Genomic DNA, 24,276 nt, shown 5'->3' on the forward strand with positions numbered 1-24,276 from the left:
ATTAAATGACCGTTCGTTTTTCAGTTAAAGAATTGCTTTATGAAATTTATTCACTCAAGTTAAAAACGGGTATAAGCAGAGAGGAAGAAAAAAGCTGTGTTAGTAAATTGCAAGTGGGGGTATTTCTCATGAAAAAGCCATCAGCAGGGCAAGATCCTGTCTGGCAGGGATTCCATGGCCCGAACCTCGGCTATGTCATTGAATTATACGAACAGTTTCAAAAAAATCCAGATTCAGTAGATCCGGAAATGAAGGCATACTTTGAGCGATGGGGCTCACCTTCCCTGGCGAATTCGATTGTTGCTGAGGACAAAAACAATGAAACAGCTGTTCAGCCTTCTTTCAAGCAGCTTGAATCGACACTTGCTGCTGTCCGTCTTGCTGACAATATTCGTGCTTATGGTCATTTGGCTGCTCAAATTTATCCATTAAATGACCACGAGCCGGTCAGGGATTTAATCGAACCATCCCATTACGGGTTGAGCGATCAAGATTTGCAGGCGATTCCAGCCGCGGTTGTTTGCCCGGATGCTCCCGGACATATCCATAATGGGCTCGAGGCCATCAACTACTTAAAAGAAGTGTATACCGGTTCAATTGCGTTTGAATTTCACCATGTTGCCAACATGAAAGAAAAGAATTGGCTTCGTAAAAAGGCTGAAACGGGCTCATTGTTGCCTGCTTTTTCAAACGAAAAACGCAACTCCCTCTGGAAGCGATTAGCCGAGGTTGAAGAATTTGAAAAATTCCTGCACAGAACCTTTGTCGGGCAAAAACGATTTTCGATTGAAGGTCTCGATTCAATGGTGCCGCTCCTTGATGAAATTATTTCAGAAGGAGTTCATGATGGCGCAAAAACGATTAATATCGGAATGGCTCACCGGGGCCGGCTTAATGTTCTTGCCCATGTATTGTGCAAGCCTTACGAAGCGATATTTGCTGAATTTCAGCATGCACCGAATAAAGAGCTCGTTCCTTCAGAAGGTTCGATCGGAATTAATTATGGATGGACAGGTGATGTAAAATACCATCTCGGCCTCGACCGGCAAATCACTGAAGAAAGTACAGTTAAAGCAAGAATAACGCTTGCAAACAATCCGAGCCATCTTGAGTACGCAGGATCAGTTGTGGAGGGCTTCACAAGAGCGGCCCAGGACACGCGCTCTGAAAAGGGCTATCCTAAATACGAGCCAACTTCTGCTCTCGCGATCCTTATTCATGGTGATGCGGCATTTCCCGGACAGGGAATTGTTGCTGAAACATTAAATTTGAGCGGATTATCAGGCTACAAAACAGGCGGGACGATTCATATTATTGCCAACAATACGATTGGATTTACGACCGAATCGATTGATTCCCGCTCAACAAGGTATGCAAGTGATCTTGCCAAGGGATATGAGATTCCTATTTTGCATGTAAATGCCGACGATCCGGAAGCCTGCCTTTCTGCGGCGAAACTTGCTGCTGAATACAGGGCAGAATTCAACAAAGATTTTTTAATAGATTTGATCGGATACCGTCGTTTTGGACATAACGAAATGGATGAACCAATGACAACTAATCCGTTGATGTATACAATCATCAATGAGCATCCGACCGTCAAAGAATTATATGCTAAAAAGCTCGCTGACGAGGGAGTCTTATCTGATGAAACGCGGCGTGAATATGAAACGCAAATACTTAACCGCCTCCAAGAGGCAAATGAACAAGTTCCGGAGAAAAAAGAGCAGGCATTCAATGAAATGAATCCTCCTGAAACGGTCGAAAAGGGTATTCCGAAAATCAATACAGCCGTACCCGCAACTGAGCTGAAACGAATCAATCAGGAGCTTCTCGAATGGCCGGAAGAGTTTAATGTCTTCAATAAGCTTGGACGCATTTTAAAAAGAAGGACCGAAGCGCTTGACGATAATGGCAAAGTTGATTGGGCTCTCGCCGAAACGCTTGCTTTTGCGTCGATCATTTCGGATGGAACTCCGGTCAGAATGACGGGACAGGATTCTGAACGGGGTACTTTCGCCCATCGCCATCTTGTTCTTCATGACAGCATATCTGGAAATGTGTATTCACCGCTCCACCAACTATCTTCGGCACAGGCATCTTTTGCTGTTCATAACAGCCCGCTCTCCGAAGCGGCGGTTGTCGGGTTCGAATATGGCTATAATGTCTTCGCCCCTGAAACACTTGTTATCTGGGAGGCTCAATATGGAGATTTTGCCAACGCCGCCCAAGTTTTATTTGATCAATTTATCGCAGCAGGCCGGGCAAAATGGGGGCAAAAATCCGGGCTTGTCATGCTGCTCCCGCATGGATACGAAGGGCAGGGGCCTGAGCATTCGAGCGGAAGAGTTGAGCGGTTCCTGACTCTTGCTGCCGAAAATAACTGGACTGTTGCAAATTTAACAACTGCTGCTCAATATTTTCATATTTTAAGAAGGCAGGCAGCGATTCTTAAACGGGAAGAAGTCCGTCCGCTTGTCATCATGACACCGAAAAGCCTACTTCGCAATCCACTTGTCGCATCAAGTAGTATAGAGCTTAGCGAGGGAGAATTTAAATCGCTTATCCAGCAGCCAGGGCTTGGAATGAACACTGAAAAGGTGGAGCGAATTATTTTATGCACTGGAAAAGTGAGCATTGATCTTGCTGAAAAGCTAAAAACAGCCAGCAACGCAGCTTGGCTTCATATCATTCGGCTTGAAGAAATCTATCCATTCCCGTTCGAGCAGTTAAAGAAAATATTTGACCGCTACCCGCGCGTAAAAGAAATATGCTGGGTTCAAGAAGAACCAAAAAACATGGGAGCCTGGAATTTTGTTGAACCAAGAATCAATGAAATTGCACCGGATCCAGCTGAAGTTTCCTATATCGGGCGAAGACGCCGGTCAAGCCCTGCTGAAGGAGACCCGAACATCCATAAGAAAGAACAAGCGAGAATCATTGAAGAGGCATTAACTCGCAACGAACAAGGGGGATTATAAAATGGCTGATATTACTGTTCCTGAATTGGCGGAATCGATCACGGAAGGTACGGTCGCACAATGGCTGAAAAAACCGGGCGACTATGTAAATAAAGGGGAATATGTAGTTGAGTTGGAAACAGATAAAGTAAATGTGGAAATTATATCTGAGCATGAAGGTGTATTGAAAGAGGTGCTGGCGAATGAAGGTGATACCGTCCAGGTCGGCGCAGTGATTGCCGTGCTCGCAGAAGGGGGACAAGCCGAAGTACCTTCACAAGCGGAACAGCAACCCGAAACAGCAGCTGCACCTGTGGATCAGCCAGAGAAAGCCACAACAACAGCAATAATGACGGATCCTGCTGTGGACCAGGACAGCAAACAGCGGCCGATCGCTTCTCCGGCAGCACGCAAAATCGCCAGGGAAAAAGGAATCGATTTAAGCGCTGTACCAACTGTCGATCCACTCGGACGGGTCAGGAAACACGATGTCGAATCGTTTAAACCGAGCGCTTCTGCACCACAGCAAGCAGTTTCACCTGTTCAGAAGCCGGCTGTACCTGAGATCGGCGGAACAGAGAATGGAAAGAAAATAGAACGGATCCGGATGTCACGCCGGCGCCAGACGATTGCCAACCGTTTAGTTGAAGTACAGCAAACAGCGGCGATGCTGACAACTTTTAATGAGGTCGATATGACAGCAGTTATGGACCTCCGCAAACGCCGCAAGGATCAGTTTTTCGAGGAAAATGATGTCCGCCTCGGCTTTATGTCTTTCTTTACAAAAGCGGCTGTGGCAGCACTTAAAAAGTCGCCGCTCTTAAACGCAGAAATTCAGGGCGATGAGATTATTCTTAAAAAGTTTTACGATATTGGCATTGCTGTTGCAGCCGAAGAGGGGCTCGTTGTTCCAGTTGTCCGCGATGCTGACCGCAAAAATTTTGCTGAGATCGAAGCAGATATTATGGAGTTAGCCAATAAGGCAAAAAACAATAAACTTTCCTTGAAAGATTTGCAAGGCGGAACGTTTACAATCACAAATGGTGGAGTGTTCGGTTCATTGATGTCCACTCCAATTCTGAACGGACCTCAGGTGGGTATCCTTGGCATGCATAAAATCCAGCTCCGTCCGGTTGCGATTGACGCAGAAAAATCCGAAAACCGGCCAATGATGTACATCGCGCTTTCCTACGACCATCGGATCGTCGATGGCAAAGAAGCTGTTTCCTTTCTCGTCAAAATAAAAGAACTGATCGAAGACCCGGAATCCTTGTTGCTTGAAGGATAATTAAATTAAGCCATGGCACGCTCTGATGCGCCCATGGCTTAATTTTTTGTTTTTTTGCATGTATAAAGCCGTCTAGCTGAAATGCTAAACGGCTTTCTTAATCACCTGTTTTTAAATGGCCTTAGTCCACGTCTTTGAATTTCATCTTTTAAAATCTTAGCCCAGTCCTTATCCTTTTCCGACTTTAATGCATCACGATACGAGACAACCAACTGTTCATTACTCATAATTTTCATTCTGCATGTACCTCCTCGGTAAGTTAAAGGATTTCTCAATATTCAATTTTTATATATTGTATAGGTTTTTTCTAGATTTGAAAAGGCTTTTTTTAAATATTTTTCAAAAAGGGACTAATGGACGAGTCATTTGGAACGTCTTTTGCACGTTGTTTGTAAATGAGGGAATTATTTCTGCCCGATAGTCAACCGTTTTTCGCTATTTTTTGTCTTCTCCTTGCGAAAAGAAAGGGAAAACTGAATTTGAAAGAGAATTTAAATGAATACTGCTTTTTGAACCAATTATCCAGAAAGGGGCACTGTCAATGTTAAAAAAGTTTACGATCGAAACGAATCATCGTGATGAAATGAATGAAATCACCAGAATTGTGGGCAAACTTGTCGAGGAATCCGATGTAAAGGAAGGAACCGCAATCATTTATTGCCCGCATACAACAGCAGGGATTACGATCAACGAAAATGCGGATCCTGATGTGAAAAGGGATATGATCCGCCGCTTTGATGAAACTTATCCATGGAAACACACATTGGATCGCCATGAAGAAGGAAACACCGCCGCCCATATGAAAGCAAGCACGATTGGCGCGTCCTGCCATGTGATTATCACAAACAGAAAGCTTCTCCTCGGCCGCTGGCAGGGTATTTATTTTTGTGAATTTGACGGGCCAAGAACAAGAAACTTTTATGTAAAAATAACCGGCTAAAATAGTTGAAATATGAAGCCACTGCAGTAATAAGGCAGTGGTTCTTTAATGGGATTTTTTTTAATAAGAAAGAAGTTTGAATTTTCTAACAAATATGTTATTATTCATTGTAAGCGTTTGCCTCGAATTATAAAACATTTGCTAAGGAGGAGCTTTCCATGGCAGAGTTATTAACGAAAACGGTTGGTCATTTATTAGAAGAAAAAGCACATGCTCATCCCGATCACGAAGCGGTCATTTATGCTGACCGCGGCCTGCGCCTGACTTATAAACAATTTAATGATTATTGCCGCAAGATAGCAAAAGGGCTAATGAAACTCGGTCTCGATAAAGGAGAAAATATTGCTGTCTGGTCTACAAATACGCCTGAATGGCTGGCCTGCCAGTTTGCAACCGGAAAAATGGGCGCCGTCCTCGTCACGGTGAATACAAACTACCAAACATCCGAGCTTGAATACTTATTACAGCAATCAGACTCCACGACAATTATCCTCATGGAAAAATACAAAGATTCGTCATACCTGAACATGCTCTATGAAATTGTTCCCGAGCTGAAAAATTCACAACCAGGTATGCTCAAAAGCAGCCGGCTGCCATTTTTAAAAAATGTAATTGTTTTGGGCGAAAATCGTTATCCTGGTACATACAGTTGGTCCGATTTACTCGAGCTCGCAGAAGAAGTTTCTGAAAATCAGTTAAATGAACGTCTTAACAGCCTCGACCCGGATGACGTCATTAATATGCAGTACACATCAGGTACCACTGGTTTTCCAAAAGGAGTCATGCTCACGCATAGCAACATTGTCAACAACGCATATAACATTGCTAATTGTATGAAGCTCACAAAAGAAGATCGCCTCTGTATTCCCGTACTTTTTTTTCATTGTTTTGGCTGCGTCCTTGGAACACTGGCATGTGTTTCGGTCGGGGCGACGATCGTACCGGTTCAAGAATTTAATCCAAAAACCGTCCTCAAAACCGTAGAAGCGGAAAGGTGTACAGGTTTGCATGGCGTACCAACGATGTTTATTGCGGAACTCAATGATCCCGAGTTTGAAACATATGATCTTCGTTCGTTACGGACCGGAATTATGGCTGGTTCGAACTGTCCGATTGAGGTCATGAAGGCAGTTATTGAAAAAATGGGTGCACGCGAAATCACGATTGCGTATGGGCAAACAGAGTCTTCTCCGGTTATTACACAAACAAGAACAGACGACCCCATCGAGCTTAGGGTAGAAACGGTCGGCCGTGCACTTCCATCCGTCGAGGTGAAAATTGTCGAGCCGGGAACCGGCAAGGAACTTCCAAAGGGTGTACAAGGCGAGCTGTGCACAAGAGGCTACCATGTAATGAAGGGCTATTATAAAAATCCCCTAGCGACGAAGGAAGTGATTGACGAAGAAGGCTGGCTGCATACTGGTGATTTGGCCATCATGGATGAGAACGGCTATTGCAGAATAACCGGCCGGTTAAAGGATATGATCATCAGGGGAGGCGAAAATATTTACCCTCGAGAGATCGAGGAATTTCTGTACAGCCACCCGAAGGTTCTTGATGTGCAGGTGATTGGTGTTCCTGATTCCGTATACGGCGAGGAAGTGATGGCCTGGGTTATTTTGAAAGAAGGGGAGGCATGCACGGCTGAAGATCTTCGCGACTTTTGCCGGGGCAAAATCTCCCGCCACAAGATTCCGCGTTATATTGAATTTACGAAGGCCTATCCAATGACAGCATCCGGGAAGATTCAAAAATTCCGGTTGCGTGAGCAGGCAAAACAACGGATTGGAGCCAATTAAATAACCTATTAGAGCAGATAGATAAATATTGCTGCTATTCCAACTATAAGTAAACCTTATGACCAAACAGCATCCACTGCTGTTTTTTATTTTTTATGAAAAAATTCAGTTTTTCTAATACAATATAATTGAGATTAAAAATTGTTGTAGATTTTTACAAACTGACAAGAGAGGAGCCGTAAACATGACAGACAAGATGAAGGTTTTTGTGTACGGAACATTAAGAAAGCACGAGGACAATCACATTTATATCGAAGGGAGCAAGTGCATTGCCGAACAAGGTTGGGTTTATGGTGAACTTTACGATACAGGCCTTGGCTATCCTGTCGTAAAGCCGTCGCTTGAATCAAAAACATACGGAGAGATATTCGAAATAACCGCAGAGCAACTAAAAGATGTGGACCAATTGGAAGGTTTTGTTGAAGGCGACGAGGACAATCTGTATGAGCGGGTCATTCAAACGGTCCATACCGATGAAGGAACAATAGAAGCGTATATATACATCTCTGAAAAAATGGATATCCTCGGTGAGCCGATTTTGGATGGCGACTGGAAGCTTTATCGATTTTTGAAGGAACAGCCTGAAAGATTTTTTTATTTTGCATACGGATCCTGTATGGATACTGAACGATTTGAAATAGCAGGTGTAGGCCACCTTTTTGCGAAAGTGAAGGGGTCAGGAATTCTCGACGGTTACTCGATGAAATATTTATTTGCCAGGCCCGATGGTGGACGGGCGGACATTGTCGAGGATGGCGGGGTCACGGAAGGGATCGTATATGATGTTCCGTTTGAAGCTGCCGAATATTTATTCAAACGCGAAGGATTTCGGGGCGGCTGGTACAGGCCTGCTTTTGTTGATATAAAAGTCGGCGAAACTGTTTTGACCAATGTTCTGACCTTTCATGTTTACAACAAAAAGGAGGAGCTTGCCCCGCCTGCCCACTATGTCATTGAGATTCTTAGAGGATCAAAAGGCCGGCTAAGCACAGAGTATTACCAAAAGCTTGAAAGCGAACTGCACAGGCTCGGCTTGCCGAAAACAATGTGATGATGGAGCTATTTAAATAAAGTTGCCTTACTTTGCGTTTGTTCATTATACTGTAAAGACAATAACCTGAAGGAGTGGCTAGAGAATGATCCATCAAATCTGGAATGAGCGAGATACATTAAAAAAAGTGAATTGTGTACATACTGACGCCAAAAAATATATTGTCAACCGTGCCCTTACGGCCGGAAAGACTTACGATGTTAAAAATGAAACCGAAGAATTTTACTTTATCGTTGACAACACAGGTAAAGTCGGTGGTTATTATAAAGAATATTTCCAGGAAGCATAATGATTTAATGGACAGTGGCTGTGGCTGCTGTCTTTGTTCATTACTGCAAATTTAAAAAAGGGGAGACGCTGGGGATGCCGTTATGGAATGAATTATTTAGTCTGGAAGGAGATGCAGTAAGGCACTCTCCGTAAGAACAGGATAATCAGAGAGGGTTTAGCAAGGGATTCACTATATTTTAGTGTACTTGCTGAAGAGTGGCCGGACGTCAAGAAAAACCTGCTCGAAAAACTTAAATAGAATGCCAATAAAAATATATTCCCGCTCTCATTCCAGAGCAGGAATTTTCATTGCCGTGTCGGTAAAGCTAGGATATAGAAGAACTGTGAATCAATCCATGTTCGATCGGAAAACTGATTCGCTTATTAATACGGCTGTGGCCGGAAAAAGTTTCATAGCAGGAGGCGGTTTGAGTAATCCGAAAAACGGATATGAATAAACAAACGTTTTCAACTTCAAGCCTTTAAAACCAAAATTCTGTGAGAGGGGACAATGCATATGAGAAAGGTGTACGGGTTGATGACAAATCCGGGTGACGGAAACGAGCTTCTTTGGGATTTTGGTGTTTGGGAAACAGCCGATGAAGCGCAAAGATATTTGCAGAATGAATTAAAACATACAACCGGAATATGGGTCGAAGAAATTAAGTTTCATAGTCCAACGCCTGAATTCGCCGAGCATTATGAAGAAGAAATGGTCGAGTGTTCATTTTGCGGAATCGAGTACAATGAAGCAGACACTACTTTGATAGACAATGATGAATACATCTGCGTTAACTGTGAACCGGAATACAAAAAAACGTTTGACATCGCTTAATATAGCTTTGAATACTTACACCTGACAGCACATTGACTGCCAGGTGCTTTAATTAATACGTTTTCGTTATTTCCACCTGATCAAGAATAAGCAATTTAGCCGAATGAAGCCGTTTTCTGACGAGAACTCCTATCCATGAAGCAAGCGCTGCCTTAATAAGGCCGACAATAATAAACGGCGTAAATCCGCCGGCAAGAGCAGCTATCCACGTGAGGTCAGCCGCAATTTTCAGCCAAACTGTTCCGAAAATTAAAGTCACAATCATCCCTAAACTATTAGCAATCATTGCATTTTTAAAAGTGAAAGAAGTCTTCTCCAGGATAAATCCAATTAGAAATGCAGTCGGTATAAACCCGACTAAATAACCGCCGGTTGGCCCCACCAATACGGATGCTCCACCAGAAAATTCAGCATACACAGGCACTCCAACCGCCCCAATAATCAGGTAAAGTATAACCGCTAAAGTCCCAAACCTCGCTCCCAGGATGGTTGCTGCCAAACCAATCGCCAAAGTTTGCCCGGTAATCGGCACTAGCGGCAATGGAATCGTAATTTGCGCAAGAATGCCAATCACAGCAGCAAATAAGGCGGTCACAATCATCATCCTAAGTTTTACTTGATGTTTATTCAATGTTTCATCCCCCTTTTTGTTAACTTATTTTATATATAGGTTTACATTTTTAATTTAAAAGCTTGCCAACAAAAAGTCAATAAACAATTCGAAAATTTATAACAATTGTGATGTTTGCGAGTTGCGTTTTAAGAGAGGAGAGGGGGGACTATAATAAATGAGGAAGTCCAAAAACAGAAGAAGACACCGAAGGGTCGTCTTTCGGTGTCAACTCTTTCAATCTATTTATAAGTTATCAATCACGTCTTAGCACAACTTTACTTGTTAACAGACTTAAAGCCTTTACAACACTCTCTTCGCGTGGTGGTTCAACACCCTTTAACGGATATTCGAGTCCCAGTGCTTCCCATTTATAAACACCCAGCTTATGATAGGGCAGCACTTCAACCTTAAGTACATTGGTCAGTTGGCCAATAAAGTTTCCGAGCTCCTGCAAATCTGTTAGATCATCAGTTACCCCTGGGACGAGGACATGGCGAACCCAGACGGGAGTATCATGTTGGTCAAGGAATTTTGCAAACTCAAGAATATGTTCGTTGCCCATTCCTGTCAATTTGATATGCTTTTTTCGGTCGATGTGCTTTAAATCTAGTAAAACAAGATCAGTATAAATTAGAAGCTCTTTCAGCTGTTCCTGAAAGTGCGGGGCAGTTGAATAACACCCGCCCGAAGAATCGATAGCTGTATGGATGCCGAGCTTTTTACATTCTTTAAATAATGCAGTCAAAAACGGAATTTGCAGAAGTGGTTCACCGCCGCTTACCGTAATTCCTCCCCCTGAAGCTTGAATGAAAGGCAAATATGTCTTTAGTTCCTCAATGATTTCGGAAACAGCCATTTGTTTTCCGGAACCGATTTCCCAAGTATCAGCATTATGGCAAAACTGGCAGCGCAGCAAGCAGCCCTGTGTAAAGATAACATAGCGAATTCCTGGTCCGTCGACTGTCCCAAAGGACTCTATTGAATGTATATTTCCAATCATGATGAGAAACCCCTTTCACTTGAGAGAGCTTAGAAGATTTTGCTCAATTTTTACGTAATATTACCGGGCCGTCTCCATATCCCGGCTAAGCAGGGGAGGGAGACGGCGCGTGAAAAACTTAAAGATAATTATATTGATAGAGTAACAGGATTGTTACATGGACTCATGGAATGTCCGGTTAATAACATCCATCTGTTGTTCGCGTGTCAATTTAATAAAGTTAACGGCATATCCAGAAACACGAATCGTCAACTGTGGGTATAGTTCAGGATGCTCCATTGCGTCCATCAACGTTTCACGGTTAAAGACGTTAACATTGAGATGGTGTCCTGCTTTTACCGCATAGCCATCAAGAATTGAAACTAGATTGCTGATTCTGCTGTCTTCATCTTTGCCTAAAGCTTTCGGTACAATCGAGAATGTATTGGAGATTCCGTCCAATGCGTAGCTGTATGGCAGCTTCGCAACGGATGAAAGGGAAGCAAGCGTTCCTTTCGTATCCCGGCCATGCATAGGATTGGCACCAGGTGCAAATGGTTCTCCGGCGCGCCGTCCGTCAGGTGTATTACCTGTCTTTTTACCGTAAACGACATTGGAAGTAATCGTTAAAATAGACATTGTGTGAACAGAATTTCGGTATGTTTGGTGCTTCTTAAGCTTTTTCATAAAACGTTTTACAACTTCAACGGCAATGCTGTCAACACGGTCATCATTATTTCCGTATTTCGGGAAATCACCTTCGATTGCAAAATCGGTTGCGAGCCCGTTTTCATCGCGGATAACGCGAACACGGCCATACTTGATTGCACTTAAGGAATCAGCAACTACACTTAATCCGGCAATCCCTGTTGCCATCGTACGGAGGATTTCCGTATCATGAAGAGCCATTTCGATCCGTTCATAGCTATATTTATCATGCATATAATGAATGACATTCAAGGTATTGATATAAAGGCCCGCCAGCCATTCCATCATTCCATCGAATTTCTCCAATACTTCCTCATACTCTAGTACGTCGGATGTAATCGCACGGTATTTAGGACCGACTTGAATGTTCAGCTTTTCGTCTATTCCGCCGTTGATTGCGTATAATAAGGCTTTCGCTAAATTAGCCCTTGCCCCGAAAAATTGCATTTGTTTTCCGATTTCCATTGCGGAAACACAGCAGGCAATTCCATAGTCATCGCCATATTCCGGCTTCATAATATCATCATTTTCGTATTGAATTGAGCTGGTTTGAATGGACATATTAGCACAATATCTTTTGAATCCTTCCGGCAGCTGTTCTGACCATAGCACGGTTAAATTCGGTTCGGGCGCCGGGCCAAGATTATTAAGCGTATGAAGAAACCGGAATGAGCTTTTTGTCACAAGTGAGCGGCCGTCCAAAGCCATACCGCCGATTGATTCTGTCACCCAGGTTGGGTCGCCACTGAACAATTCGTTATAATCGGGAGTTCGGGCAAACTTGACAAGGCGAAGCTTCATGACAAAATGGTCAACCAATTCCTGAGCTTCCTTCTCTGATAATACTCCATTTGCAAGATCCCGTTCAATATAAATATCGAGGAAGCTGGAAACTCTTCCAAGGCTCATCGCAGCACCATTCTGCTCTTTAATGGCAGCCAGATAAGCAAAGTACAACCATTGAAATGCTTCCTGTGCATTTGCGGCAGGCTCGGAGATATTAAAACCATAGCTTGCGGCAAGCTCTTTTAACTCTTTCAAAGCACGAATCTGTTCAGAAAGCTCTTCACGCAGCCTCATGTTTTCTTCAGACATCACACTGCTTGTTGCAGCCAAATCCTTTTTCTTTTCCTGGATCAGGAAGTCTACGCCATAAAGGGCAACACGCCGATAATCACCGATGATTCTTCCACGGCCATAAGCATCAGGCAGACCTGTAATAATCGCTGCCTTCCGGGCAAGCTTCATTTCCTCTGTATAAGCATCAAAAACACCTGCGTTATGGGTTTTACGATAGTCGGTAAAAAACTTTTCGACCTGCTTATCAAGTTCATACCCATATGATTGAAGGGACTGTGAAGCCATGCGGATTCCCCCGAAAGGCTGCATGGAACGCTTAAACGGTTGATCCGTCTGGACGCCGACGATTCTTTCTGTTTGTTTGTTTAAATACCCGGGGCCATGAGATGTAATCGTTGAGACAATCTCTGTATCCATATCAAGGACACCGCCGTTATCGCGTTCTTTCTTTGTTAATTCCATCACTTGTGTCCAGAGTGCCTCTGTTGCATCGGTCGGCTTCTCTAAAAATGAATGATCTCCTCTATACTCCGTATAGTTTCTTAAAATAAAATCGCGGACATTTACTTCCTGCTGCCAAGCTCCTCCTGAAAAACTATTCCACTTTTCCATCATACTCACCTCAAGTTAGATTAAATTATATAACAGAAGCATATTTAAATCCTAACTCAAGTATAACAGGTTAAAATATGAGCAACATCACAAAATGTTGTGAAATTATGAACAATATGTAGAATGTCAAAAAACCATTAAAATAAAGGGTTTATTCATATTAAAAAATTTAGAGAATAAACGGAGGGGAATATTCACAATTCAATCTGTATTATAATTATAGTCAAAAAATCATCAACTGTTATATAAAAAAGGAAGCTCTACCAAACCGAGTTTTCTATTTTACATTCTCACGGATCAATGATTTTTTGTTCAGACTTGCGCGGATTGACAACGAGCGTTTTGGATTTTTCATTTATATAGGCGTAAATGATAGCTTTTGGTTCCAATTGATTTAAAACCAATTTGTCAATCAGCCAATCCTTTCGTATATGTAATAGTTTTAAATTTCTCGATTGAATCCTGCCGTCAATAATAACGGCAATGGGCAAGCCTTCATCCTCGATTTTAATATTTAAGTGGTCAACGGTGACCGGTGTATTTTCTGTTTTCGGAACAATGCTGATCTCACCTATAGGCTCCAGAACAGCGTATCCAACGTCAGCCACCTTCGGATAACCTTTGCTGCGCAAAATCGAAAGAACCTGGGAAACAGATAAATGCGATTTTTCAAGGTTGTCTTCAATGATTTTTCCATCTTTAATAAGAATGGTTGGTTCACCGAGAAATAATCTATTTCCGAGCGGGTGTAACGTTAAAAAAGAAAAGAGGATATACATAGCTGTAATGATGGCCAGTGTAATCAGGCTTGGAATAAGCTCGGTGCTGATTAATGGTTCTGATGCTACTGTTCCGATAATGATAATGGCTACAAGATCATAAGGAGTCATCTGTACAATTGACGACTTTCCCATAAGCCTCATTACGGCAATCGTTACGAGGTAAATAATCATCGCTTTTAGGATTATCAAGCTTTTCCACTCCATTGCTCACTTTTTATCCTAGTATTTTCTTTTATTAACCATTTAACTCGTCTGGAACCCCAAGAATACTAAACCCCCGGCACTTTTGTGCAGGGGGCTTAGTACTCTTTCCGTAAACTTTCGCTTTGAAAAATTTAATCCACGATAATATAGCCAATCATATGACCTTTCATGCTTTGGCTATGTGTATGACAAATCAGCCTGTAAACTCCTTCATCTTGAAACTGAAGCGGAACCACAGTTTCTTTGCCCTTTTTAACAGTTCCTTTGATATTGGTACCTTCAATTATAAATGGATGCTCGCGCCCGTTAACTCCGAAAATTTTTAAGTTTACTTTCTCTCCTTTTTCAACAAAAATAGTTCCTGGATCCCAGCGGTACACTTCCATTTCGGATCCGTCGTCCATTTTTGTCTTGAATTCACTTGTAATCAGGTGGATTTCACGAGCTTTGCTGCCGACATCAGCACCACTGGCCGGCACAGAATCTGAATGAGCAAAAAACCAAATAGATGCTGTGATCACGACCATACAAATGATGATAAATAAAACCAGTGATTCTTTTTTAAAAACATAGAATTTCATTTGCTTCATCTCCTTAAAAGTTTGTCCCTATACAGAATATGCTTGATATGAAGGATAACTTGTCAAAATTTTTTTTGATTAGCTTATTTACTTTTCACTGATGGATATGAATAATTAACAGTGGGGGAAGGCGGCTTCCTATAGCAATCGCAAGAGAACCTGAGACAAAAGGGGCAGAAGACTGCTATTTATCGACCTCTCACTGGATTTCCAACATTCAACAAGGTCCTTTTGTCGCGGAATATTTTCTTTATTTTTCCAATAAAATAGATATTTCTTCCCTTCTTAATGGAAGTATCTTGTATGATAATGATAAGTGAGAAATTCCAACATTCTAAGAACTTGCCAGCTCTAAGAAACGGAGGCCATAAGCTCAATGATTGACACGGACTTGATAAAAGTAGGTGATGAAAAGGATGAGATTCAGAACCTCCGCCTCGCACTGACCCATTCGAAGGATGTTTTAACAAAGCATTCGGAAAATGGAACTTTTCTATTTGTAACTCCATCCAGTTATTCCTTGCTCGGATATTCACCCCGAGAATTATTTAAAAAAAACCTTTACGACTTTTGCCATCCTAATGATCATCACCATTTGGATAAAATCTTTCAACAGCTGGCCGTCAGGAAAACGGTTCGCGTCAGCTTTCGGTTCAGGCGGAAAGAAGGGGATTATATTTGGCTTGAAACGATCTCTTCCCCGACTAATCAGGCAAACGAAACGATATGCATCTCAAGAGATATGACTGAACGTATTATTATGGAAGAAGAAATTCTTGAAACCCAGGAGAAATATCGGCTGCTTGTCGAATTTTCAAGAGACACGATCGGTATGACAACCGGGGATGGAATTTGGACTTATATAAACGGTGAAGGAAGGAAATTGCTCGGTTTTACAAGCAATAACGAAATTATCGGCACATCTTTATATGATTATGTGGCAGAATCGGACCAAAAATACTTGACCAACTTCCTTGCTGCTAAACAAAGCATTAATTTCGAGCTCAATTTAAAAAGAAGCGACGGCCAGCTGCGCCGGGCAGAGATTCAATTAATACCGACTATCTATAAAAATCGAAGGATGTTTCAAATCATCATTCGCGATATAACTGGACAAAAGAGGACTGAAGAACGGCTTCACAATGCTGAAAAGCTTTCGGTCGTCGGCCAGTTGGCTGCGTCTATTGCCCATGAAATCCGTAATCCCTTAACCGCAATTAAAGGATTCACACAGTTGCTCGGGGAAAAGGAAGCGGATGACTATACTCCAGTAATTCTTGAAGAATTGCAGCGGATTGAATCAATCGTAACGGATCTGCTCGTGCTGGCCAAGCCGCAGGCCACAGATATCGAGAGAGCGAATATTGTTAATTTAGTAAAGGGAGTTGTAACCCTTTTAAACACACAGGCAATCATGTGCAATATCACGATTAATGTCGTAACAAGCGATCATGATCTATATGTAGAGTGTGAAGTATCAAAAATGAAGCAGGTTTTGATAAATATCATTCAAAATGGGATTGAAGCTATGCCAGCTGGCGGTGAAATACTTATCACGATTAAACAAGATCAAAATTATATATATGTTAACGTAAAAGATCAGGGAATTGGAATTCCTGAAGAGAGGTTGTCCAAGCTTGGCGAGCCTTTCTACAGCACTAAGGAAAAGGGAACCGGCCTTGGATTGATGATTTGCAATAAAATCCTGAAAACCCATAAAGGGAATTTACATATTGAAAGTAAAGAGAATGAAGGAACGACCGTAAACATTATATTGCCAAGGGCTTAACGCGAGAACTTTGCATGGTCATTACTCATTCACGCGACAATCTGTGTTTAACTCGATGTATCCTCGAAAGAGTCGCTAAATGAAACTAATCAAAAACCTGGATCTAATCATCCAGGTTTTTTGTAGTTTCAGCCAAGAATCAAATATTAATCATAACTATATTATGTTAACTAACATAAGAACTTTTCAAATTTGAAGTCAATAAGAACCTAGATTAAGGAAACTGTTTTGCATTTTTGTAACAAATTCAATTATATAGTCCATTTGCTCTATTTTTTTGTTAAAATCAAATTCGACAATTATTTTGATAGGGTGTTTTAAGATGAAGAAACTTATTTTATTTTTAACAGCTATATTGGTTTCCTTTTTTCATCAGTCCCCGGCAGGAGCAGAGCAGGCTGAAGATGTGCAATTACGCAGTGGGGCAGCGATATTGATGGATGCTAAATCAGGGACCGTGTTATTTGAAAAAAGGGGGCACGAAATCATGTACCCTGCGAGTCTGACAAAAATTGCAACAGCGATATATGCAATTGAGAACGGTGATCTTAGTGATATTGTAACGGTGAGTAGAAATGCCGTTCAAACTGATGGCACGCGGGTATACCTTGTGGAAGGCGAACAAGTGACGTTGGAAAAGCTTATCCAGGGAATGCTGATTAACTCCGGAAATGATGCAGCTGTGGCGATTGCCGAGCATCTTCATGGAAGTGTTGAGGATTTCTCCCGAAACCTGACTGAATATTTGCATGAAAAGTCCTTGGTTTCTCATACAAATTTCACAAACCCGCACGGCCTTTTCGATGAAAACCATTATAGTACAGCAGCAGACCTCGCCAAAATTACAAGTTATGCGATTAATAATCCAGTATTTAAGAGTATTTTTGGAACAAAAGAAATGGCCTGGAAAGGGCAATCTTGGGATACAACCCTTGTTACCCATCATCTAATGATAAAAGGTGAATATCCGTTTGAAGGTGTGACCGGCGGAAAGACAGGCTTTATCAATGAGTCAAAGCAAACACTCGCAACTACAGCTGAAAATAAAAATATTCAACTGACAGTAATCATTCTTCAAGCAGATTACAAAAGGGACGCTTACCAGGATACGATTTCACTGTTTGAGTATGGCTTTAAAAATTTCAAATCGGCAACTTTGCCAGCTTCTTCCGAGTATTCATTCGGGAACCAAAAGTATAAGACAAGCGCTGCAACCGCGATTACCGAACCGCTTGAAGGAATGGTTAAAAGAGTGGATAAAAAAGGCCTCCTTGCGATCGAAAACCAAAATGGCGAAGTGCTTCAAACCATTCAGCTTGAACAAGTCAAGAAGGCAAATAAAAAGCCCGATCAACCAATCAAAGCAAAAAGTGAAACGGTTAACATGAATGCCCTCTATGGAATTGTTATTATTATCGCTGGTGGTGCACTGCTCTCATTAAGGTACCGCACTCCTAAACGGATGAAAAAAAGGCGGCGTGTATAACAGTTACACGCCGTCTTTGCTTATTCGGTTGCGTTTTATTTTGGCCCACCCTTATCAGATGGACGCACGCTTCTTGCTCAATTATTTTATGATCTGGGTCAATAAGAGCATTATGAATGAAATGATAACCATTGAAGCCACCCAGAGCCACGCCAAATCGATATTTCCTGACTCAAGAGCGACATATATTGCTGTCGGCACCGTTTGCGTTTTTCCGGGGATATTGCCGGCAAACATTAATGTCGCACCAAATTCGCCAAGCCCCCTCGCAAAACTTAGAATCGCCCCGGACACTATCGCCTTAACAGAAAGCGGAATCGTGACGAGTAGAAACACCTTCCATTCGCTTGCGCCATCTATTCGTGCCGCTTCTTCAATTCCGATATCCACCGACTGAAAGCCCGTCTTTGCCGATTGGTACATGAGCGGGAAGGCGACAACGGCTGAAGCAATTACAGCGGCTGTAGCAGTAAACATCACAGATTGCTGTAAAATCGACTCTATGAACGCACCAATCGGGCTATTATTACCGAAAATTATAATAAGCAAGAATCCAATCACGGTCGGAGGGAGGACGAGGGGAAGCATCAAAATCGTTTCCAATATCACTTTACCCTGGAAGTTTTTGCCGGCAAAAACTTTTGCCAGGACTAAACCTAATAATAAAACGATTAGTAATGAGGTACAGGCAACCTGCATCGAAAGTTTAATCGGTATCCAAAATTGCTCGTTTATCATCTGCATCAATCCAATACAATAATTCCGTCTCTAAAATCGACAATATTCGGTTACCACGATTATACCGAAAAAATTGATCTTAAACAGTATTTTTTAAGGTTGGAACATAAAAAAGACTAAAGGAATCTGCCTTTGCAGCCCTTTAGTCTGTGATAACCGTATGAATATATATGTTTACAATACTTTGTTCACTTGAACGGAGAGATCCGTATCGACGCAAAGGTTTTCAACCACATATCACGCTGCCTGAAATCAGCGCAAACGTTCTTCAACCCTCTGGCAAACCTCCTCTGCGGTTAGTCCGCGTGCTTCGATCACAGGGCCGGACGTGACTGTATCCTCAATACCCATCACATCCGTGTCAAGTCCCGTAATAACACAGCAGGAACAGTTTTCTGCATCCGATTCCTGTCTAAGCTCCACAACATCATAGCCTTTCTCCCGAAGCGCGTCCTGAACATATGAAAGAGATTGTTCTACACCTATTCTCGCCAAAATATCACACCTCCTTCTGCTTTAAGCTTAAGCTTTCCTAACTTTTTACAAAATATGCTTAAATGCAAAAGTAGAAAAGCCGACGGAGTTGAAGAAGTAAACATGAATCAGGAAAAGCTGGGCTATATGTCAAAACAATAGAATGGTTGCGTTGGAGATCGACACGGTCCCGTAATTAACACTAAAAAAACAGGGGAGCACAAATGGCTTCCCTGTTCCAATGTTTATTCATACAAAGCAGCAACTTGTTTCTGCAGTTCGCTGTTTTCTAAATACTCATCATAGCTCATTTGTTTATCCATCAGGCCGTTTGGCGTGATTTCCATAACCCGGTTTGCAATCGTTTCGATAAACTGATGGTCATGGGATGAAAAGATAAGCGAGCCTTTATAATTAATCAAGCCGTTATTTAAAGCGGTAATCGATTCAAGGTCAAGATGGTTTGTCGGCTCGTCAAGCAAGAGGACGTTAGCACCGCTCAGCATCATTTTCGACAGCATGCAACGCACCTTTTCCCCACCAGATAACACACTGGCCTTTTTCAATACTTCTTCACCAGAGAAAAGCATTCTTCCAAGGAAACCACGTAAAAAGCTTTCACTTTGGTCGTTCGGTGAGAACTGGCGAAGCCAATCAACAAGAGTGAGCTCATTTCCCTCAAAGAACTCGGAATTATCCTTAGGAAAATACGCCTGTGAAGTAGTGATTCCCCATTTGAACGAGCCGCTGTCCGGTTCCATTTCACCCGTCAAAATTTTGAATAGTGTTGTTTTGGCGATTTCATCTTTGCCAACAAGGGCAATCTTGTCGTCTTTGTTTACAATAAAGCTAATATTGTTTAAGACCCGGACACCGTCAATCGTTTTTGAAATGCCTTCAACTCTCAATAGATCGTTGCCGATTTCCCTTTCTGGCGTGAAGCCGACATAAGGGTAACGGCGCGATGAAGGTCTTATATCATCAAGAGTAATCTTGTCTAAAAGTTTTTTTCGGGACGTTGCTTGTTTTGATTTCGATGCGTTGGCACTGAAGCGGGCAATAAAGTTTTGCAGATCTTTGATCTTTTCTTCTTTCTTCCGGTTTGCATCCGTTGCCATTCTGGAAGCAAGCTGGCTTGATTCATACCAGAAATCGTAGTTTCCAACATAAATTTGAATTTTACTAAAATCAAGGTCGGCAATGTGTGTACATACTTTATTTAAAAAGTGGCGGTCATGCGAGACCACGATAACTGTGTTTTCAAAGTTAATTAAAAATTCTTCGAGCCACTGGATTGCTTTAATGTCCAAATGGTTCGTCGGCTCATCAAGCAGCAGCACGTCCGGCTTGCCGAATAAAGCTTGTGCCAAAAGCACCTTTACTTTGTCGCCGCCATTAAGCTCTTCCATTTTTTTATCATGAAGATCGTCCGGAATTCCGAGCCCTTTCAAAAGAATCGCCGCTTCAGACTCAGCTTCCCAACCATTCAGTTCGGCAAATTCACCTTCCAGCTCAGCAGCTTTCATGCCGTCCTCATCGGTAAAATCAGCCTTCATATAAATTGCATCTTTTTCTTGCATCACTTCATAAAGACGAGTATGGCCCATTATCACAACCTTTAACACTTCAAATTCTTCATATTCGAAGTGATTTTGCTTTAAAACGGCGAGCCGTTCGCCAGGACCCAAATGGACAGATCCGGACTGTGCTTCAATTTCACCGGATAAAATCTTTAAAAAGGTTGACTTGCCTGCTCCGTTTGCTCCAATCAGCCCGTAACAATTTCCCGGGGTAAATTTAATATTCACGTCATCGAACAGCTTGCGATCGCCGTATCTTAAACCGACATTACTAACAGTAATCATGTTTTTATCCTCCAGTAAACCAATATCTACGAAATTATAACATTTTAAAGGTTGGAGGGCGAATGGTTTTCATGTTTTCCAGAAAAAAATCGAAAATTCGGAACTAAAAAAGGAATTATGGGAAAATAAGAGAATTTATAAAAGAAAAGAAATTGTTTGGAAAATGGGCATTAAATATGGACCGGACTTAACAAGTATTGAGGATTGGGCGAACCGAATTCATTCATTGACAGGTTATAGCAAAGAATTTTTGCTGGAGACTCTGTCGTTATTCGCGAGGGGGCTAACAACATAGAATAAAACATATGAAAGTAGAGGAATGAAAAGCAGTCACAAAATAACAACCTGGAAGGTGATCATCATATCAGGCCTGGGCAATCCGGCCATTTCTAAGCGCATGGTACCAGGGAGCAAATGGAAGATTAGGTAATTGGTAACTGTCCTCAAACAACTCTGAAATATTATAATGGAAGAAAATTGGTTTTAACAGTATGAATGTACGGGTATAGTAAAAAAAAAGAAAAATTTTCAGAAAAACGACATATTTTCTTCACACTTTTCATGTAAACTTAGAATAATGAAATAGCGTACAAAAGGAGATCTTGAAATGGCTAAAAAGCAGCTTATCGATTTTGTTAATCAACTAAAAAAGTCTGGAATCAAAGTAAGCTTTACAAAGCCAAAGTCTGAATTTTTTTCCCTTAAGCAAAATGCAAAGGAATCCTCTCCAGTTAACTAACTCATAGCAAGTATCTGCTTAAGAAAAACGGCGGTGAATTCAAAGAATTCACCGCCTTTGGCTTTTTCCCGGTTATGGTGTTGAAGAGTAATGCTTGTAATCTGATGTACAGAAGTCTAGATCTCATCCATGATGACATCGAAAACTTCCTGTCTGTTAAAATCTTCTCCCATCGGGAACTTCTCGATAAATTCATTGTTTTCATCAATTAAAAAAGTGAAAGAACTATGGATAAATAGCCCGTTGCCCGGATCCCGGTATTGAAACTGGAATGTATCAGCGAGCTCTCTGATTTTTTTTTGCTCTTCCTTAATGATGTTGGAGTCTCCTGTCAGCATCAGCCAGTTTCCGTCATCTTCTATCCCCAGCGCGTCCATATGTTTTTTGAGTGCTTCGGGCGTATCCCTGTAAGGGTCGATTGTAACCGTGAGAAACTGAATTTTCTTGCCAAATACTCCTTCATCCTGCAAATCGTTTCTAAGCATATTCATCCGCTGTGTTGTTGTCGGACAAACATCAGGGCAGTGCGTATAAATAAATTCAACTAGCTTCAACTTTTTATCTGCTTTACCGAATGTAAATTTTTCATTGTTCATTGTAACTAAAGTAATATCATCAGGTATTTGCGCATTAGCATCCCTAATCACAAAAAAAGAAATCCCTGAAGTGATGCCTAATACTAAAATAATCGCACAAATTATATACATTTTCTTCATTCGTTTTCCCTCCCACTTAAAGATAAATAAAATCATAGGAAAATCCTATGGACATAATGTGAATCTTTTTAATGTGAAGGGAAAAATAAGTGTTCAACAGTTTGTTAAAACAAAAAGATCGTGCTGAAATCATGTCAGCACGATCCTCAACAGATTGTAGTTTACTTAATTCATTCCGATCCAAACGCTTTTGACTTCCGTGTAATTGTTGAGAGCGTAGGAGCCCATTTCGCGGCCGATTCCTGATTGCTTATAGCCGCCAAAAGGTGAAGCTGCGTCAAATGCGTTGTAACAGTTGACCCAAACGGTACCGGCACGAAGCTTATTGGCTATATAATGCGCCTTTGAAACGTCACGAGTCCATACTCCGGCTGCTAATCCATACTGGCTGTCATTGGCACGGGCAATCAGGTCATCAAGATCCTCATAAGGCATCGCAGAAATGACCGGACCAAAAATTTCTTCTTTTGCAATCGTCATATCATCACGTACGTCGGCAAAAATCGTTGGTGAGACGAAATATCCGTCTTCATAAGGCTTTGAACCGCCTGTCAGCAGCTCGGCGCCTTCGTTCAGGCCTTTTTCAATAAAGCCGAGAACACGGTTTTGTTGTTCAGTAGAAACGAGCGGTCCTATTTGAGTATCCGGATCCAGACCAGCGCCTTGCTTAATATTTTTAGCATGGCTCACCATGTCAGCGACAACATTATCAAATTGCTTCTTCTGAATAAACACACGTGATCCTGCGCAACAAACCTGGCCCTGATTAAACATGACGCCATTTAGTGCACCTGGAATTGCTTTTGTCAAATCTGCATCGGGAAGAATAATGTTCGGTGATTTACCGCCAAGCTCAAGCGTCACTCTTTTGACTGTTTTCGCTGCCCGCGCCATGATCAACTTGCCTACTTCAGTAGAACCTGTAAAGGCAACCTTATCTACAAGCGGATGATCGACAAGCGGTTGTCCAGCTGTTTCACCGAATCCGGGCACAATATTAAGAACACCTTCCGGAAAACCAGCTTCAGCAACAAGTTCTGCTAAATATAGAGCAGATAATGGTGTTTGTTCAGCAGGCTTTAAGACGGCGGTACAGCCTGTTGCAAGCGCAGCCCCCAATTTCCACATTGCCATTAAAAGCGGGAAATTCCACGGAATAATCTGACCGACAACGCCGACTGCCTCGTGGCGGGTATAGTTAAAGAAAGGTCCGTTAACAGGGATTGTCTGGCCGACAATCTTTGTTGACCAGCCTGCATAATATCTCATATGTTCAATGGCAAGAGGAATATCTGCTCCTGAAGTTTCTCTGATAGGCTTTCCATTATCAAGCGTTTCCAGCTGGGCAAGCTCAACTTTGTGCTCTTCCATGAGATCGGCAAGCTTATACATTAATCTGCTTCGCTTGGCCGCGCCCATTTTTGACCATGGCCCTTCATCAAATGCTTTGCGGGCTGACTTTACAGCTAAATCAATGTCTTCAGGTCCAGCTTCGTATACGGTGGCAAGAACTTCACCAGTTGCCGGATTGTAACTGTCAAAAGTTTTCCCGGATGCACTTTCAACAAACTGGCCGTTAATAAACATTTTCTTCTTGCCTGCTAAAAACTTAGCGACTTTTTCATTTAGCTCAACCGTAACAGAACTCATCAAATTCCTCCTTAGATTTTGATATGTAGAAAACGTACTATCAATTTGATAGCGCTTCCACAATAATGTTATCATCATTGAAAACTAGTAATCAACTAATAAGAGTAGAAATATTCT

21 protein-coding genes are annotated in these 24,276 nt (G+C 41.9%); 10 read left to right on the forward strand and 11 right to left on the reverse strand.

The genetic code is table 11. From position 1 onward, the window contains the following. The first annotated feature begins 128 nt into the window (after nt 1-128). Together sucA and odhB are read left to right on the forward strand one after the other, a co-directional pair. A complete protein-coding gene (gene sucA, locus CU635_RS17250; protein ID WP_101578661.1) occupies nt 129-2,981 on the forward strand; it encodes a 2-oxoglutarate dehydrogenase E1 component in 2,853 nt (950 codons plus the stop codon). A gap of 1 nt (nt 2,982) precedes the next feature. After that, nucleotides 2,983-4,248 (forward strand): 2-oxoglutarate dehydrogenase complex dihydrolipoyllysine-residue succinyltransferase, encoded by a 1,266-nt coding sequence (gene odhB / locus CU635_RS17255; RefSeq protein WP_101578626.1) that lies wholly within the window; start codon nt 2,983-2,985, stop codon nt 4,246-4,248. A gap of 101 nt (nt 4,249-4,349) precedes the next feature. Here odhB and sda read toward each other — a convergent pair whose 3' ends face one another. Continuing rightward, complete coding sequence (gene sda / locus CU635_RS17260) at nt 4,350-4,484, reverse strand: sporulation histidine kinase inhibitor Sda (protein ID WP_101578627.1); 135 nt, start codon at nt 4,482-4,484, stop codon at nt 4,350-4,352. Between the two features lie 305 nt (nt 4,485-4,789). Here sda and CU635_RS17265 point away from each other — a divergent pair, with 305 nt between their 5' ends. From CU635_RS17265 to CU635_RS17285, 5 genes are all read left to right on the forward strand, one after another. Next, a complete protein-coding gene (locus tag CU635_RS17265) occupies nt 4,790-5,188 on the forward strand; it encodes a secondary thiamine-phosphate synthase enzyme YjbQ (protein WP_101578628.1) in 399 nt (132 codons plus the stop codon). Nucleotides 5,189-5,346: 158 nt separating this feature from the next. After that, complete coding sequence (locus CU635_RS17270; protein WP_101578629.1) at nt 5,347-6,987, forward strand: AMP-binding protein; 1,641 nt, start codon at nt 5,347-5,349, stop codon at nt 6,985-6,987. A 184-nt stretch (nt 6,988-7,171) separates the two neighbouring features. Then, a complete protein-coding gene (locus tag CU635_RS17275; protein ID WP_101578630.1) occupies nt 7,172-8,038 on the forward strand; it encodes a gamma-glutamylcyclotransferase family protein in 867 nt (288 codons plus the stop codon). An 85-nt stretch (nt 8,039-8,123) separates the two neighbouring features. Beyond that, a complete protein-coding gene (locus tag CU635_RS17280) occupies nt 8,124-8,327 on the forward strand; it encodes a DUF6501 family protein (RefSeq protein WP_101578631.1) in 204 nt (67 codons plus the stop codon). Nucleotides 8,328-8,825: 498 nt separating this feature from the next. Further along, complete coding sequence (locus CU635_RS17285; RefSeq protein ID WP_101578632.1) at nt 8,826-9,143, forward strand: hypothetical protein; 318 nt, start codon at nt 8,826-8,828, stop codon at nt 9,141-9,143. A 52-nt stretch (nt 9,144-9,195) separates the two neighbouring features. Here the strand turns inward: CU635_RS17285 and CU635_RS17290 are convergent, their stop codons facing one another. The 5 genes from CU635_RS17290 to CU635_RS17310 all read right to left on the reverse strand — a co-directional run bounded on the left by CU635_RS17290 (nt 9,196) and on the right by CU635_RS17310 (nt 14,702). Continuing rightward, nucleotides 9,196-9,744, reverse strand: a complete 549-nt coding sequence (locus CU635_RS17290) for a biotin transporter BioY (protein WP_101578662.1) — start codon at nt 9,742-9,744, stop codon at nt 9,196-9,198. Nucleotides 9,745-10,009: 265 nt separating this feature from the next. Beyond that, on the reverse strand, nt 10,010-10,756 hold the full coding sequence (pflA, locus tag CU635_RS17295) for a pyruvate formate-lyase-activating protein (RefSeq protein ID WP_101578633.1): 747 nt from the start codon (nt 10,754-10,756) through the stop codon (nt 10,010-10,012). A gap of 153 nt (nt 10,757-10,909) precedes the next feature. After that, nucleotides 10,910-13,135 carry a formate C-acetyltransferase gene (gene pflB / locus CU635_RS17300; RefSeq protein ID WP_101578634.1) on the reverse strand — a complete coding sequence of 742 codons (2,226 nt, stop codon included), beginning with the start codon at nt 13,133-13,135 and terminating at the stop codon, nt 10,910-10,912. 290 nt (nt 13,136-13,425) lie between these two features. After that, nucleotides 13,426-14,106, reverse strand: a complete 681-nt coding sequence (locus tag CU635_RS17305; RefSeq protein ID WP_245917508.1) for a DUF421 domain-containing protein — start codon at nt 14,104-14,106, stop codon at nt 13,426-13,428. A 146-nt stretch (nt 14,107-14,252) separates the two neighbouring features. Beyond that, nucleotides 14,253-14,702: a cupredoxin domain-containing protein gene (locus tag CU635_RS17310; protein ID WP_101578636.1), complete on the reverse strand. Its 450-nt coding sequence runs from the start codon at nt 14,700-14,702 to the stop codon at nt 14,253-14,255. Between the two features lie 376 nt (nt 14,703-15,078). Here CU635_RS17310 and CU635_RS17315 point away from each other — a divergent pair, with 376 nt between their 5' ends. Together CU635_RS17315 and CU635_RS17320 are read left to right on the forward strand one after the other, a co-directional pair. Then, on the forward strand, nt 15,079-16,491 hold the full coding sequence (locus tag CU635_RS17315) for a PAS domain S-box protein (RefSeq protein WP_101578637.1): 1,413 nt from the start codon (nt 15,079-15,081) through the stop codon (nt 16,489-16,491). Between the two features lie 322 nt (nt 16,492-16,813). Next, complete coding sequence (locus CU635_RS17320) at nt 16,814-17,977, forward strand: D-alanyl-D-alanine carboxypeptidase family protein (protein ID WP_101578638.1); 1,164 nt, start codon at nt 16,814-16,816, stop codon at nt 17,975-17,977. 81 nt (nt 17,978-18,058) lie between these two features. Here the strand turns inward: CU635_RS17320 and modB are convergent, their stop codons facing one another. From modB to CU635_RS17335, 3 genes are all read right to left on the reverse strand, one after another. Then, nucleotides 18,059-18,712, reverse strand: coding sequence for a molybdate ABC transporter permease subunit (gene modB / locus CU635_RS17325; protein ID WP_373270864.1), 654 nt, complete (start codon nt 18,710-18,712; stop codon nt 18,059-18,061). Nucleotides 18,713-18,967: 255 nt separating this feature from the next. Beyond that, entirely contained in the window at nt 18,968-19,210 is a 243-nt protein-coding gene (locus CU635_RS17330) for a YkuS family protein (protein WP_101578640.1), read from the reverse strand. Between the two features lie 224 nt (nt 19,211-19,434). Next, nucleotides 19,435-21,054 (reverse strand): ABC-F family ATP-binding cassette domain-containing protein, encoded by a 1,620-nt coding sequence (locus CU635_RS17335; protein ID WP_101578641.1) that lies wholly within the window; start codon nt 21,052-21,054, stop codon nt 19,435-19,437. 607 nt (nt 21,055-21,661) lie between these two features. Here CU635_RS17335 and CU635_RS24125 point away from each other — a divergent pair. Continuing rightward, nucleotides 21,662-21,793 (forward strand): hypothetical protein, encoded by a 132-nt coding sequence (locus CU635_RS24125; RefSeq protein WP_257958830.1) that lies wholly within the window; start codon nt 21,662-21,664, stop codon nt 21,791-21,793. Between the two features lie 116 nt (nt 21,794-21,909). Here the strand turns inward: CU635_RS24125 and CU635_RS17340 are convergent, their stop codons facing one another. Further along, the gene (locus tag CU635_RS17340; protein WP_101578642.1) at nt 21,910-22,509 is read right to left on the reverse strand and encodes an SCO family protein; all 600 of its coding nucleotides are present in this window, start codon (nt 22,507-22,509) and stop codon (nt 21,910-21,912) included. Between the two features lie 165 nt (nt 22,510-22,674). Next, nucleotides 22,675-24,159: an aldehyde dehydrogenase family protein gene (locus tag CU635_RS17345; RefSeq protein ID WP_101578643.1), complete on the reverse strand. Its 1,485-nt coding sequence runs from the start codon at nt 24,157-24,159 to the stop codon at nt 22,675-22,677. Between the last annotated feature and the right edge of the window lie 117 nt (nt 24,160-24,276).

The sequence above is a fragment of the Bacillus canaveralius genome (assembly GCF_002860125.1).
In the GTDB taxonomy this organism is placed as follows: domain Bacteria; phylum Bacillota; class Bacilli; order Bacillales; family Cytobacillaceae; genus Bacillus_BJ; species Bacillus_BJ canaveralius.